Here is a 13,653-nt window from a genome sequence, read left to right as displayed (position 1 = left end):
AGTGGTCTATTTTATAAGCTACCTATTTTATCTAGCTTCTTTTTGTGAAATATTGAAATTCTGATGAGAATCAAAATTTTGCCGCTGTTTTTTATAGAAATTAGTTAATTAAGATTGCTAAAAATAGTAGTTTTAAGGCTCATTTTAGAGTACCTAAACAATGAGTGAAAACAAACACTTTGTAATAGATTTTGATAGTACATTCACCCAGGTGGAAGCCCTGGATGTATTAGGAGAAATTTCCTTAACCAACGATCCAGATAAACAAAAAAACCTGAATGAGGTTGAAGCTTTAACCGATAGGGGAATGAAAGGCGAAATGTCTTTTAGAGAATCCCTGGTAGAGCGGTTGAGATTATTGAAAGCAAATAAAGAACATTTGCCAGATTTGGTAGCCAGCTTAAGCGAAAAGGTGTCTTCCTCATTTGTTAGAAACCGGGAATTCTTTAACGATCATCACGAGAACATCTATATTGTTTCCAATGGGTTTAAAGAATTTATAGTGCCTATTGTAGAGCCTTACGGAATAAAACCAGAACATGTTTTTGCCAATACGTTTGAATATGATGATGATGGGAACATTGTAAGTTTTGATCACGATAATGTATTGTCTTCCAATAATGGAAAAGTAGAACAGCTTAAGAAATTAAACTTAAAAGGCGATGTTTATGTAATTGGTGATGGTTACACCGATTATGAAATAAAAGCTGCCGGACTTGCCAATAAATTTTATGCATTTACAGAAAATGTTGAACGGGCAAATATTCTGGAAAAAGCCGACCATATTACCCCTAGTTTAGATGAATTTTTATTTGTACACAATATGAACAAAGCAATTTCTTACCCTAAAAATAGAATTAACGTACTTCTTCTTGAAAATGTTCACCAGGACGCGGTAGACATTATGAAAAAAGAAGGTTACAATGTGACTGTGCATCCCGGCGCGATGGATGAAGATGAACTTTGTGAGCGTATAAAAGATGTTTCAGTAATCGGAATTCGATCTAAGACCCATTTAACCGAAAAAGTTCTGGCAAATGCCAACCGCTTAATAGCTGTGGGAGCTTTTTGTATTGGTACCAACCAAATAGATCTGCAAACCTGTTTAAAGAAAGGAATCGCGGTTTTTAACGCACCTTATAGCAATACGCGTTCTGTGGTAGAATTAGCCATTGGTGAAATTATTTTGCTGATGCGAAATCTTCCAGATAAAATGCGATTAATGCACGAAGGGAAATGGGAGAAATCTGCGAATAACAGTTTTGAAACCCGTGGAAAGAAACTGGGAATTATTGGCTATGGAAATATTGGAAAACAACTTTCTGTAATGGCAGAATCTGTTGGTTTTGATGTTTATTATTATGATGTGGAAGAAAAGCTGCCCATGGGAAATGTTACTAAATGCAATTCCCTTAAAGAACTGCTGGAAACGGTAGATATTGTTACGCTGCACGTAGATGGTAGAAAGGAAAATAAAGATATTATAGGCGAAAAGGAATTTGGTTATATGAAGGAAAACGTGATTTTCCTGAATTTAAGCAGGGGACACGTAGTTGATATAAAAGCGCTTAAAAAGAATATAGAATCCGGTAAAATAATGGGGGCGGGGATAGATGTATATCCGCAGGAACCAAAAACCAATAACGAAGAATTTATTTCTGAATTAAGGAATTTACCCAATGTTATCCTTACGCCGCATATAGGTGGAAGCACACTTGAAGCCCAGGAGAATATCGGTAATTTTGTTCCCGGTAAAATTATTGAATATATAAATACCGGAAGCACCACCAATTCGGTTAACTTCCCGAATTTACAATTGCCGGTGCTACATAATGCGCACCGACTTATTCATATTCACGAAAACAGGCCGGGAATTTTGGCTGAAATCAACAGGATCCTTGCCGGGCACGATATCAATATTGAAGGGCAATATTTAAAAACCAATGAGACTATTGGTTATGTGATAACCGATATAGATAAGCAATATGATAAAAAGGTGATTAAAGATCTTAAAGGCCTTAAAGGAACAATTCGTTTTAGAGTTTTATACTAGAATAATTTATTCTGAATATATATCCCGTCACTTATTTCTTTAAATAAGTGCCGGGTTTTTTGTTTGAGGATGTAATAGTCAAAACTTCTCTACAGATTTTAGAATATCTAAAACTTCCTCCCAGTTATTTGCGCGGGTATGATTGTCAAAATCTAAATTATGAAAAGCGCTAAACATTATGGTTTCTCCTTTAAAATAATCGAGGTTTTTAAGGTGGTCGTCAATCATGATATCAGTATCAATAATGCTTTTATCGCCACAAAAAACAATTTTTTTCCAATGTATAAAAGGGAAATGTTCACTTAACCAGCTGCGTTTTTCTACTAAACTCTGGGGAAACTCCATCGCTGCGGAAACAATATAAATTTCATAATCCTTCTGAATTTTTTTTACAGCCTCTACAGCTCCTTTCATTACAGGGACTGTGCTAAAGAAATTTTTTGTAGAAGCGAATTTTTTTACCAGTCCTTTTTTAGGAAAAGCGTCTTCTTCGGTTTTTCCTGCTAAATCTTTCTTGGTAAATTTCTCTCCATAATCGCGCTCATACCAGGTTAGAAAATGAGATTCTACATCGGCTAGAACGCCGTCCATATCTATAGCTATAGATTTCTTCATACCTTCAAGATTTAGATTTACCAGCTAAAATAAAAAGATTTTAGTCGAAAAACAGAATATACCCACATTTGGGTATTGTGGGTTATTAGTCTCCTGGATATATTTATATAGAATTATTTCGTTTTGGATTAAAAAGGGTATGACCGGATTTAAGGTAGGGGCTAAATCTGGTTGTTCCCTTTTATTTTATATTAAATCGAAGGCGTAAGCATATTTTGTAAATTCATAAGAGCTTTTTATCCCTAATTTATGTTTGATATTCTTTCTATGGGTGCGAACGGTTTCTATAGAAATAAAAAGTTTTTCAGCAATTTCCCCTGAACTTTCTCCCAGTGCAACAAACTTTAAAATTTCTTTTTCCCTATCTCCTAAACTTAAAAAATTGTCTAGATTCTTATTAAAGAACATGCTTTCTGCCAGGAGGCGTTCTGCTTTTTTTGGGATATGTTTCATTTGGTCTATGGGAATTGCGGTAGTACAGGTGTGCGTTGGCGACCCATCTTGTGCCTGGTGAAAAATGCGTAAAGCACTTAAATGCCAAACCCATTTTTTACGATCTTTAAATTTAACTTGCTGAAAAAAGCTAAAACTCTCGTCTGGATTTTTTCTTGACAAAAGTGCTTTTATCTTTTGTAAAAAACCACTCATATCTTCGTTATTAAAGAAGCGTTTGTGATAATCTGATCCAATTTCCTGAAGTTCATCTAATGTTATCCCTAATTGCGATAAACCCTTTTTACTCATATAAATTGGGGTAACAGGGTCTAATTGGTGCACTATCACAACACAGGGTATTAACCTGGCCGTTTCTTTTAATAAAGTTATTTTTTCCTCCAGGATTGCAGCATCAGTTTCCATATTTTTATCGTTTGGTTAGTTATTACCTAAGATAAAATTTTTAGACTTTATTTGCAATTTGTTTATTTTCAGATATTTAATTTGAATAAAGTAGGTGGCAAGTTTAGATTCTTGAAATGATGATTAGGAGTAATCGTTTTTAGGAAATTTTTTAATTCAGAATAATTTCTAAATCACCAGAAATATGATAAACGTGGCAGCAATCGGCACCTACTTCATAATCTTCTTCAACTAAAAGATCTTCTTCCTTAAAACCCTGGAAAAGAAGACTAATTTCTTGATTCCTGTAATCCTGAGAAAAATTATCATTAAAGATCGCATACATCCCATTTTCTAAAATTTGATTTTCGTTTAAATCAAGAATACGGTTATTGGTAAGATCTGTGATACTTATACTATCTAATAGCACGGGATTATTTTCAGCATCTATTAATGAAACTGTAATAATTCTAAATTCTTCGGTACAAATGCCGCTACATTCTCTTTGTTTATCTTTCCCGCAGGAAAAACTGAAAAAAAATGATTCCGGTTAGGATAAAAAATCTGCGTAGCATAATAAACCCCATTTCATATTAAACGCGAAGCTTTTAAAAAGCTTGCGTGAAAGATAAAAGTTTACTTGTTTTCTTTCAGGATAAATTCGGTAGCCATTTGGGCGTGTAATTTAGTAGTATCTAAAAGCGGAATTTTAGTGTCGGTTTCTTTTATAAGCATAGGAAGTTCGGTGCAACCTAAAATAATCGCTTCGGCGCCGCGCTCTTTAAGCAGTTGCATTTGCTCTAAATAAAAGTCTTTAGCTTTATCTGTGAATTTCCCCTGGGTTAGTTCTTCAGAAATAAACAGATGCGTTTCATCAATATATTCTTCCGAAGGGATCAAGGTGTCAATTTGATGTTTTTCCGCTAATCTTCCCTGGAGAAAATTCCCTGTCATTGTTGGTTTGGTTCCCAAAAGTCCCAGTTTTTTATAACCATGACGTTGTGCTTCTTTGGCAATAGCATCGGCAATATGAAGTATGGGAATATTGATCTTTGGCTGTACAAAATCAAAAACCAGGTGTGGAGTGTTAGCACAAATTATTATCGCTTTGGCCCCGGCCTTTTCTAATTTGGTGGCAATTTCTAAATATGAATTTTTAATTTTTTCAGGATCGTTTTCACGCATCAACTTTACGTTTAGGCTATATAAAAGTAAAGGCGGATTTTGTTGTGTCCCAATTTTATCGCCTACCAGCTCATTTAAAAGTCGATAATATTCTATGGTAGAGTGCCAGGAGGTGCCCCCAATCATTCCCAGTAAATTCATAAATTTTAGTTTTTTCTGAAACTACGCAATTTTAAGCTTATGGTCAAAATCTTCTTCTTTATCCATTTTACGAAACGAACTTATAATTCCCACAGCTTCCAAAGCAGCAACTTCAGAATTATAGCTAAAGGTTATTTTAGAAGCTTTTTCATCGGGTAGTATATCGAAGATGTATTTGATTTTAGAAAGTTTCTCTGTGACATATTTTACGCAATTTCCGCAGTTTAGTTCTTCTAATAGAATAGTAGCTTTCATATTTTTTATTTTTAATTAACCGAGCTTTAAGGCTCTTGATTTACCGAGATAAAATTATAGCAATAGACTTATAATATTTATGAGCAAGATCAGTTTAAGGCATATTAATAAAGAAATACAGCTTCCGTTTCTTACTTTTGCAGATTACTTGTAAGATATGCTTAAAATAAGCTTTCAAGCTAAGTTTAACGAAGATTTTTTCTATATAAACATAGAGGTTTAAAATGATTTAATTTTGAATCTTTTTGGAAAGAGGCCTTGTTAAAAATGTACCTGTAGCGCTTAAATTCGAAAAATTTGCGAAAAAGAAAACAACCTATAAAATATACTGAAGGCAGGATTTTTAGCTCTCTGGCCAATTTGGCGTGGCCAATTATCCTGGCCAATATTTTGCAAACAGCCTATCAGTTAATTGATACGTTTTGGTTGGGAAGGCTGGGTGCCGATGCCGTGGCTGCGGTGAGTATAAGTTTTCCAATTCTTTTTCTTATTCTATCGCTTGGTGCCGGTTTAACGCTGGCAGGTACCGTAATTGTTTCGCAATACAAAGGTGCTGAAAACCAGGATCAGGTTAATTATAGTTCTTCTCAAACGGTTTTTGTGATCTTTTTTATATCGGTTTTGTTGGCGATAGTTGGTTATTTTTCTTCCCCACCCTTAATGAAACTCATAGGAGCAGGACCAGAAATTCTTAGTGATTCTGTGAGTTACTTTAAAGTATCTTCCCTGGGTTTTATTTTCCTGTTTATGTTTTACGTATTCCAGTCACTTATGCGTGGGATAGGGAATGTATTATTGCCAATGTATATTGTTCTGGCAACAGTTTTTCTAAACTTACTTCTGGATCCGCTTTTCATTTTCGGTTTTGGGCCTATCCCGGGTTTTGGAGTAGCCGGTGCAGCGGTAGCCAGTGTAATTACACAGGGGCTTTCAGCATTAACAGGTATGATTATTCTTTTCCGTGGAAATAAAGGCATAAAAATTAGTTTTAGCAGGATGAAATTTGATTTCGCGTGGACGAGAAAAATGTTCAATATCGGAATTCCTTCCAGTATAGAGATGTCTACACGAGCCGGGGGAATGACGGTTATGGTTATGCTGGTTACTAGTTTTGGCAGCGAAGTAGTAGCGGCATATGGTATTGGAAGCCGGGTTTTAAGTTTAATTGTAGTACCCGCCCTGGGATTCGCTATTGCTACCACAACTTTGGTAGGACAAAATGTAGGAGCTGGAAAAATAAAGCGGGCTGAAAAAATTGGAAATCTAAGTGCGAAAATTGCCTTTTTTGGACTTACCGGAATAGGCATGGTCCTTTTCTTTTTAGCAGAACCAATTACCGCCTTTTTTGTACCCAATGATCCAGATGTTATTCGGGACGGTTCATTGTTTATAAAAATTATGGCACCAAGTTTTGGAGTGCTGGGTGTACAGCAGGTATTAAATGGTGTTTTTAATGGTGCAGGCTTTACTAAAGCTTCTTTATTAATTTCAGTTTTTGCGCTCTGGATTGTTAGATTCCCTACTGCTTTCGTGCTTTCTAATAATACCGATCTTTCTTTTGAAGGCATTTGGTGGGCATTTCCTATTTCTAATGTTATTGCTGCAATTGTAGCATTCGGATATTATAAAATGGGATACTGGAAATTAAGAACTATAAAATATCGTCATCGTCAATTGTAATTTTCCTTAGAAAATTAGTGTCAATTTTATTATCCTGAATTAATTAAAAATGAAGATTGAAAACCAACAACGAATTGCCCTAAGTACCTATTTTTTTCTTTCGGGATTTTGTTTTTCTACCTGGGCTTCAAGGATTCCAAATATAAAAATGGCTTTTAATCTAAACGAAGCAGAACTTGGTAATTTGCTTATGGTAATGCCTATAAGTTCCCTTATTGGTCTGCCGGTTTCAGGTTGGTTGGTTTCTCGTTTTGAAAGCAGGTATCCACTTATTGTTTCTTTCGTGTTATTGGCAGCTTCTCTTAGTATTATTGGAATAGCCGATGAGCTCTATTTGCTAATCATTGGGATCTTTACTTTCGCCTTTTCTATGCGAATTTTTAATATTTCTATGAATACGCAATCCTTAACCTTACAGAAAGCATTTCCTCGAAAGATTATTGGTTCTTTTCATGGTCTTTGGAGCACCGGCGGACTGTTAGGAGTGGGTTTCTCTACAATACTTATAAAATTAGAAATCCCTATTTATCAACATTTACCGTCTGTTTCTATATTTACGCTTATTTTATCTCTAATTGCTTTTTCTTTTTTACTTAAGAAAGACCGGTCTACCCAGGGAAATAAACTTCGTTTTGGAAAACCTGATAAGCCTACCATGTATCTTGGTTTTCTAGTATTTCTTGCTGCAATTACCGAAGGCGGAATGTTCGACTGGAGTGGGGTTTATTTTAAAGAAGTAGTTAATGAAGATGTTTTTACCCTGGGATACTTAATATTTATGGTTTTTATGGCACTTTCCCGATTCTTTTCAGACAGAATTGTGGAAAAAATAGGAATGGAAAAGAATTATATCATAAGTGCTTCCCTGGTATGTTTAGGCGTTTTGCTAATGATTGTTTTTCCGTATTTCTGGCCGGCGTTGGTAGGTTTTTGTCTTGTTGGTATAGGGGTGGCTGCAATAATCCCAATGACATTTCTTTTGGCAGGTTCTTCTAAAAAATATTCGCCAGGAATGGCTATTTCAATAATAACCACCTATGCTATAGTGGGTATGCTTTTAGGCCCACCGCTTGTTGGGTACCTGGCGCATCTTTTTAATTTGCAGGTTTCTTTTATTCTTTTCTTTACTTCAGCATTAATGCTAATTCCTATCTCGCAATTGTTTTTTAAGAATCATAAAAAATCAGAGTGATTCTAAGATTTTTTTTCAAATAATTAGTTATTAGTGGTTTAACAAACAATTAGCATATTTCAAAAAACTCTTTTTACGTTGCTTCGTATGTATTTATATATGAACCAATTAAAATTTTTTTTATGAATAAAAGTATTATGAGTCCATACTTATTATGTATGGCTATCTTTTCGTTAATGGTTATAACTTCTTGTTCCAATGACGATGATATGGATGATATCGTGGATACTCCCACTTGTAACGACGGGATAATGAATGGTGACGAAACGGGAGTAGATTGCGGCGGAAGTTGTGACCCATGTGAAGAAGAAGAGCCAATGTTGGGAAGAAGAACCGAATTGTTTGTAACCAACAATGAAAATGGAAATATTAGTAAATATAGTATCACCGGTGATTCTTTGGTAACTTTTACAACCGAAGCGATGGCTGCCGAAGGAATTTACTACGATACCAATAATGATGTTCTAGTACAGGCTTCAAGATCAGACCTTCGTTTAGATGCCTATAACGGTATAAGCACTTTAATGGAAGGTACAAATATTACTGCCGATTATAGTAGTACTGCCAATTTGGAGAGTCCGAGAGAAATTGCAGTTAATGGCGATACTTATGTTGTAGCCGACAATGGCTCCCATAAATTCTTCGTTTATAGTAGAAGTAATAGTGGGTTTTCCCTATTGAACACTGTAGATATTCCATTTCCAGTTTGGGGAATTGCCTTTAAAGGCAACGATCTTTATGCAGTAGTAGATTCAAGCAGTGATTTAGCTGTCTTTTACGATTTTGAAGCAAATGTGATGGATGGTACTTTCATGCCTTCAAAAAGGGTTACTATTGAAGGAATTGTGAGAACTCACGGACTTACCTATAGCGGAAGCGACGATGTAATGATCATGACCGATATTGGTGATGCCGAAAATACAACCGATGATGGAGGGTTTCACGTAATTAATAATTTCTCTGAAAAATTTGATGCGCTTTCAGATGGAGAAGTATTAAGTGTGAACGATCAAATTCGTGTAGCCGGGCCTTCAACAATGATGGGTAACCCAATAGATGTTGCTTACGATTCTGAAGAAGATGCGATATACATTTCAGAAATTGGAAATGGAAAAGTATTAGGATTTACTTCTATAGGAGATGGCGGAGATCTTACTCCAGATTTTAGTAGGGATCTTGCAGCTGCTTCTTCTATCTATTTTTCCAGTGATGAAACCGATGGAGATACCGGTATGGCAACAGCTAACCAAAGAACTGAACTTTATGCAACCAGTACTGCTAATGGTAATGTAAGTATTTATGACGCAAGCGGTAATCTTATGAAAACTGTTACTACGGAATCTGAGTCTTCAGAAGGAATTTATTATTCTTCTATGAATGATGCTATAATACAAGGATCAAGATCTGAAATGAGGTTGGAATACTATTCAGATTTTGACGCTGCCATGGATGAAAGTACAATTATGGCTGAATTTGCAGGAAACAACGATTTAATGAGTCCTAGAGAAATTGCAGTGTATGGGAATAAGGTTGTAGTAGCAGATAATAATGAACACGAGTTTTATATTTACACCTTTAACGGTTCATCATTTACCCTGGAGAATACTTTAGATCCCGGTTTTAATGTTTGGGGAATTACCTTTAAAGGAAACGATCTTATAGCTGTAGTTGATAATTCTAGCGATATCGCAATCTTTAATGATTTCTTATCTAACGATATGAATGGAGTGGTAGCCGCTGATAAAAGGATAACTATTGACGGAATTGTGAGAACGCACGGTATCGATTATAGTGCTGCAGATGATGTATTGGTATTAACTGATATTGGTGACGCCGGTAATACTACAGATGATGGTGGTTTTCAGGTAATTCAGGATTTTAGCGGAAAATTGGCTGAAACAAATGATGGTGGAAATATTTCCCAGAGCGAGCAAACTCGTGTTTCTGGAATGTCAACAATGATGGGTAATCCTATTGATATTGCTTATGATAATAAAACTAAAAAAGTATTTATTGCTGAAGTAGGTAATGGTAAAATTTTAGTTTTTAACGATGTGCTTAATGCAAGCGGAGATATGACACCAAATGTAAGTAACGATCTGGAAGCGGCTTCCTCAGTTTACTTATACAATAATTAATTTTATTGGGTAACCATAGTTATTTAATAGAGAGGTCTGATTTTTTCAGACCTCTTATTTTTTTGTAAAACAAACACATAATTAGTTTAATCCTTATCTGCCGGGGTTATCATAATATGGGCTCGGTGTGTGCCGGGATCCATCAACCAGGGCATTCCGGGAGTATGCGGTTTATCTGGAATACCTGTTTCCTCTATGGTAGCATAGGGCATATAAATTACATATCGCAATTTTGCATCTTTAAGCTCCCCGGTCTCAAGATTTAAATTTGCTTCTTTTCCTGAAAGTATATAGGTCATACTCGGGGCATCGGGCATTTTTAACTTTCCGCTTTCTACTTCCTGCTGGCGCACTGCACGAGTATCCATCATATCTTTACCTTCAGCTTTTAATTCCCTGCCGCGAGCCATAAAATCATCCAGCTTTTTGTTATAACAACTTACCGAAATTCCATTCATATTAGGATCGTCTGCAATACAAACCAGGTTGTTGGTGCCTTCTTTTAATAGAACCGGTTTCCCGTCACGATCATAACCATACACAGTTACTGCATCCCTGTCTTCTTCCGGTGCAGCCATACTTGCCATTTTTATCTGAATTTCTTCAGATAAATATTCTTCCTGGGCTATTCCGATAAAACTCAAAGCCAGGATTATAAGAGAGAGAATTGAATTTTTCATTTTTGTATTTAATTTTATAAGATTTTGTGCAAATTTTTTAATCCTTTTTCGCAGAATATGTGGACAAAATTCCGAGATTCAGGAGGGCCGATTTTTTCAATCGGTCCTCCGCGGAGATTTGTTCACGGTTTTTGGCATTTCGCCAAAAAATTCCTTGAAAAAGGCGTCTTTTTCTTTGCTTCGTTTCTTTTGGACGAGCAAAAGAAATGAAGGGCAGGAGTACAGGTAACAAATGATTTTAGCAAATTTATATCCAAAATAATAAATGCACTTTTACTACAGCTTGTCTATTTAATTTCAGAATCTATTATGCTAAAGTTACATATTTTAAGTTACTTCCTTTCTTAAAACCTCCAAAGGTGGTTTTCTTATTACGCTTAGACTGTTGCTTAATCCAATAATTAACACCAGCAAAACAATTCCCGGGAATACTATTAAAAATGGAACTAACGATGGGGTAAAAGGAGATTCAAAAACCAACCAGGCTAATAACTGGCTACTGATTAATGATAATAAAACACCCGATAAGCCGCCAAGTACACCCAAATAAATATATTCCAAAGCGGTAATGTTCAATATTTGTTTGCCTTTTGCACCCAGGGTTCTCAATAATACACTCTCTCGAATTCGCTGATATTTACTGGTTCTTATTGCTCCTAAAAGCACAATAACTCCCGTTAAAATACTGAAAAATGCCATAAAATTAATAATCCAGGAAATTCTTCCCAGGAGCATTTCAATAACATTTAATACCTGCCTAAGATCAATTATAGAAACATTTGGAAACTGTTTCACCAATTGCTGTTGTAATTTAGCCGATGCATCTTCCCCCGGAACTTTAGTGGTTAACACGTGAAATTGTGGAGCGTCTTCTAAAACCCCTGTTGGGAAAACCAGGGAAAAATTCAGTTGCATTCTAGACCAGTCTACAGTTCTTATACTACCCACAACTGCATCTAATAAAACGCCCTGCACGTTAAAAACAAGCTCGTCTCCAACTTTAACTTTAGCATCTTCAGCAAAATTATCGCTTATAGAAACAGGAACTGGACTAATATCTCCTCCTTCGGCGGTCCATTCTCCGCTTTCAATAAATTCAGAAGCAATAATAGAATCGCGATAGGTTACTCTAAATTCGTGATCTAAAACCCAGCCGTTAATTTGGGAAGTAGTATCATTTCTTATCTCGTTAACCGATTTTCCCGCTATATTTTGAACACGCATAGTTACAATAGGAATATCGCTTAAAACGGGTAAATTATTCGCTTTTATTGTTTGTGCTACGGCTTCCCGTTGTTCAGATTGTACATCTAAGAGAATCATATTAGGACTATCGGCCTGGGATTCTATAGAAGCCTGGGCTAATAACAAATCTTTGCTAAAATAAAGCGTACTAATTAGAAAAGTACCTACACCAATGGCAAGTACCAGCGTTAAGGTTTGATTTTGTGGTCTAAAAAGATTCATTAAGCTTTGCCGGGCTATAAAACCCCAGCTATGCGGAAAATACTTACGAATAGCCCGCATAAATAGATAGGCTATTCCGGCCAGGATTGAAAAAGTGACTAAAATTCCGCCTACAAAGGAGAGGGAATATTTCCAATCTTCCAGTAGCCAAAGCGAAAACAAAAAGATGAATAAAAAGATTCCTAATGAAACTAAAATAATTGCCTTTCGGGACTTTTTAGAACCTTCTTTTATTACTCGTAGTGCCTGTAAAGGAGAAATATAAAGTGTTCCGATTAACGGGTAGAGCGCAAATAAAACCGACATCAGAATTCCTAATAAAATCCCCATCACAATTACCTGTAAGGAAAAAGTGATTTGTACATCTACCGGAAGCAGGCCTTCTAAAAGCCAGGGGAATAATTGCTGAAGGATTAAACCGAGGACAGTACCTATAATACCGCCAATTAAGCCCATAAAAGCAACCTGAATAAGATAGATAAGAAAAGTTTGTTTTTTGCTGGCGCCCAGACATTTTAAAACTGCTACGGCACGTAATTTTTCTTTGATGTAAATATGAATGGCGCTCGCAATACCTACACAACCCAGTAATAAAGCAATAAAGGCAACGAGATTAAGGAATTTTCCAAAATTTTCGTAGCGTCTTCCCAATCGGTCGCTGGTAGAAGTATGAGTATCTATATCGGCTTCTTCAGCATCAAGAATTGGATCCAGTTCTTCATCCAGCTTTTCCATATCGGTTTTAGGATCGGCTGTAAAATAGAATTCGTAATCAATCCGGCTTCCGGTTTGAACAAGACCAGATTCTTCAATAAATTTATAGGGAATAAGTACCGGGGGCGCTACTGAACTAAAAATAGCCGTACTCCCGGGAACGCTATTGAGTGCCCCGGCAATTGGCAAAGTAACTTTTCCAATTTTAATGCTATCGCCGGGCTTTATCCCTAACTGAAGCATTACGGTTGCATCAACCAAAGCCGCAGCATTTTCCTGGTATGTTTTTGCAGCTTCTGCCGGCTGAGTTTCCAATTCGCCGTAAAATGGAAATCCGCCTTCAATTCCTCTAACCTGCATTAGTTTTGTGGCCTCGCTTTGCGGAAAAGCAGCCATCGAGGCAAATTTGATTTCACGAGCTTCAGGACCGCCCAGGGAATCCATAATTTGCATTACGCGTTCATTGGGAGCATCGTCGCTGTCTATTTTAAAATCGGCGCCCATGAGCGCTTTGGATTGTAGGGAAATATTGTCTTTTAGATTTTCTCCAAAAGATTGAATAGAAACTACCGCGGCAATTCCCAGAACGATGGAAGCCATAAAAAGCGTTAACTTTTTACCGCTAGCCTTTCCGTCGCGCCAGGCCATTTTAAAAAGCCAGTTAATACCGGGTTTAGAAGGTTTATTGTTGTTCAT

11 protein-coding genes are annotated in these 13,653 nt (G+C 36.3%); 4 read left to right on the top strand and 7 right to left on the bottom strand.

The genetic code is table 11. The features are described 5' to 3' along the window. The first annotated feature begins 160 nt into the window (after positions 1 to 160). On the top strand, positions 161 to 2,053 hold the full coding sequence (gene serA / locus FG27_RS02565) for a phosphoglycerate dehydrogenase (protein ID WP_037315109.1): 1,893 nt from the start codon (positions 161 to 163) through the stop codon (positions 2,051 to 2,053). A gap of 78 nt (positions 2,054 to 2,131) precedes the next feature. On the opposite strand, the gene FG27_RS02560 is transcribed toward serA, so the two are convergent. From FG27_RS02560 to FG27_RS02540, 5 genes are all read right to left on the bottom strand, one after another. Beyond that, the gene (locus FG27_RS02560; RefSeq protein WP_037315106.1) at positions 2,132 to 2,668 is read right to left on the bottom strand and encodes a 5'-nucleotidase; all 537 of its coding nucleotides are present in this window, start codon (positions 2,666 to 2,668) and stop codon (positions 2,132 to 2,134) included. Between the two features lie 186 nt (positions 2,669 to 2,854). Continuing rightward, positions 2,855 to 3,526: a response regulator transcription factor gene (locus FG27_RS02555; protein WP_037315103.1), complete on the bottom strand. Its 672-nt coding sequence runs from the start codon at positions 3,524 to 3,526 to the stop codon at positions 2,855 to 2,857. Between the two features lie 151 nt (positions 3,527 to 3,677). Further along, the gene (locus tag FG27_RS02550; RefSeq protein ID WP_037315100.1) at positions 3,678 to 3,935 is read right to left on the bottom strand and encodes a hypothetical protein; all 258 of its coding nucleotides are present in this window, start codon (positions 3,933 to 3,935) and stop codon (positions 3,678 to 3,680) included. Between the two features lie 206 nt (positions 3,936 to 4,141). After that, the gene (locus tag FG27_RS02545) at positions 4,142 to 4,831 is read right to left on the bottom strand and encodes an aspartate/glutamate racemase family protein (protein ID WP_037315098.1); all 690 of its coding nucleotides are present in this window, start codon (positions 4,829 to 4,831) and stop codon (positions 4,142 to 4,144) included. A gap of 21 nt (positions 4,832 to 4,852) precedes the next feature. Then, complete coding sequence (locus FG27_RS02540; RefSeq protein WP_037315095.1) at positions 4,853 to 5,086, bottom strand: heavy-metal-associated domain-containing protein; 234 nt, start codon at positions 5,084 to 5,086, stop codon at positions 4,853 to 4,855. A gap of 297 nt (positions 5,087 to 5,383) precedes the next feature. On the opposite strand from FG27_RS02540, the gene FG27_RS02535 reads away from it, so the two are divergent. From FG27_RS02535 to FG27_RS02525, 3 genes are all read left to right on the top strand, one after another. Continuing rightward, complete coding sequence (locus tag FG27_RS02535; protein WP_037315092.1) at positions 5,384 to 6,766, top strand: MATE family efflux transporter; 1,383 nt, start codon at positions 5,384 to 5,386, stop codon at positions 6,764 to 6,766. Between the two features lie 49 nt (positions 6,767 to 6,815). Beyond that, entirely contained in the window at positions 6,816 to 7,958 is a 1,143-nt protein-coding gene (locus FG27_RS02530; RefSeq protein WP_037315090.1) for an MFS transporter, read from the top strand. Positions 7,959 to 8,080: 122 nt separating this feature from the next. Beyond that, positions 8,081 to 10,096: a hypothetical protein gene (locus FG27_RS02525; protein ID WP_051935733.1), complete on the top strand. Its 2,016-nt coding sequence runs from the start codon at positions 8,081 to 8,083 to the stop codon at positions 10,094 to 10,096. Between the two features lie 86 nt (positions 10,097 to 10,182). On the opposite strand, the gene FG27_RS02520 is transcribed toward FG27_RS02525, so the two are convergent. Continuing rightward, complete coding sequence (locus tag FG27_RS02520; RefSeq protein WP_037315087.1) at positions 10,183 to 10,776, bottom strand: hypothetical protein; 594 nt, start codon at positions 10,774 to 10,776, stop codon at positions 10,183 to 10,185. 327 nt (positions 10,777 to 11,103) lie between these two features. Further along, the gene (locus tag FG27_RS02515) at positions 11,104 to 13,653 is read right to left on the bottom strand and encodes an ABC transporter permease (RefSeq protein WP_231563245.1); all 2,550 of its coding nucleotides are present in this window, start codon (positions 13,651 to 13,653) and stop codon (positions 11,104 to 11,106) included.

The organism is Salegentibacter sp. Hel_I_6, from assembly GCF_000745315.1.
GTDB lineage: Bacteria > Bacteroidota > Bacteroidia > Flavobacteriales > Flavobacteriaceae > Salegentibacter.
This window is presented reverse-complemented; position numbering and strand designations above follow the sequence as displayed.

Excerpts from the sequence above, each read along its gene's own strand:
- serA (WP_037315109.1), top strand. The coding sequence starts at position 161 with ATGAGTGAAAACAAACACTTTGTAATAGATTTTGATAGTACATTCACC.
- FG27_RS02560 (WP_037315106.1), bottom strand. The coding sequence starts at position 2,668 with ATGAAGAAATCTATAGCTATAGATATGGACGGCGTTCTAGCCGATGTA.
- FG27_RS02555 (WP_037315103.1), bottom strand. The coding sequence starts at position 3,526 with ATGGAAACTGATGCTGCAATCCTGGAGGAAAAAATAACTTTATTAAAA.
- FG27_RS02545 (WP_037315098.1), bottom strand. The coding sequence starts at position 4,831 with ATGAATTTACTGGGAATGATTGGGGGCACCTCCTGGCACTCTACCATA.
- FG27_RS02540 (WP_037315095.1), bottom strand. The coding sequence starts at position 5,086 with ATGAAAGCTACTATTCTATTAGAAGAACTAAACTGCGGAAATTGCGTA.
- FG27_RS02530 (WP_037315090.1), top strand. The coding sequence starts at position 6,816 with ATGAAGATTGAAAACCAACAACGAATTGCCCTAAGTACCTATTTTTTT.
- FG27_RS02525 (WP_051935733.1), top strand. The coding sequence starts at position 8,081 with ATGAATAAAAGTATTATGAGTCCATACTTATTATGTATGGCTATCTTT.
- FG27_RS02520 (WP_037315087.1), bottom strand. The coding sequence starts at position 10,776 with ATGAAAAATTCAATTCTCTCTCTTATAATCCTGGCTTTGAGTTTTATC.
- FG27_RS02515 (WP_231563245.1), bottom strand. The coding sequence starts at position 13,653 with ATGAACAACAATAAACCTTCTAAACCCGGTATTAACTGGCTTTTTAAA.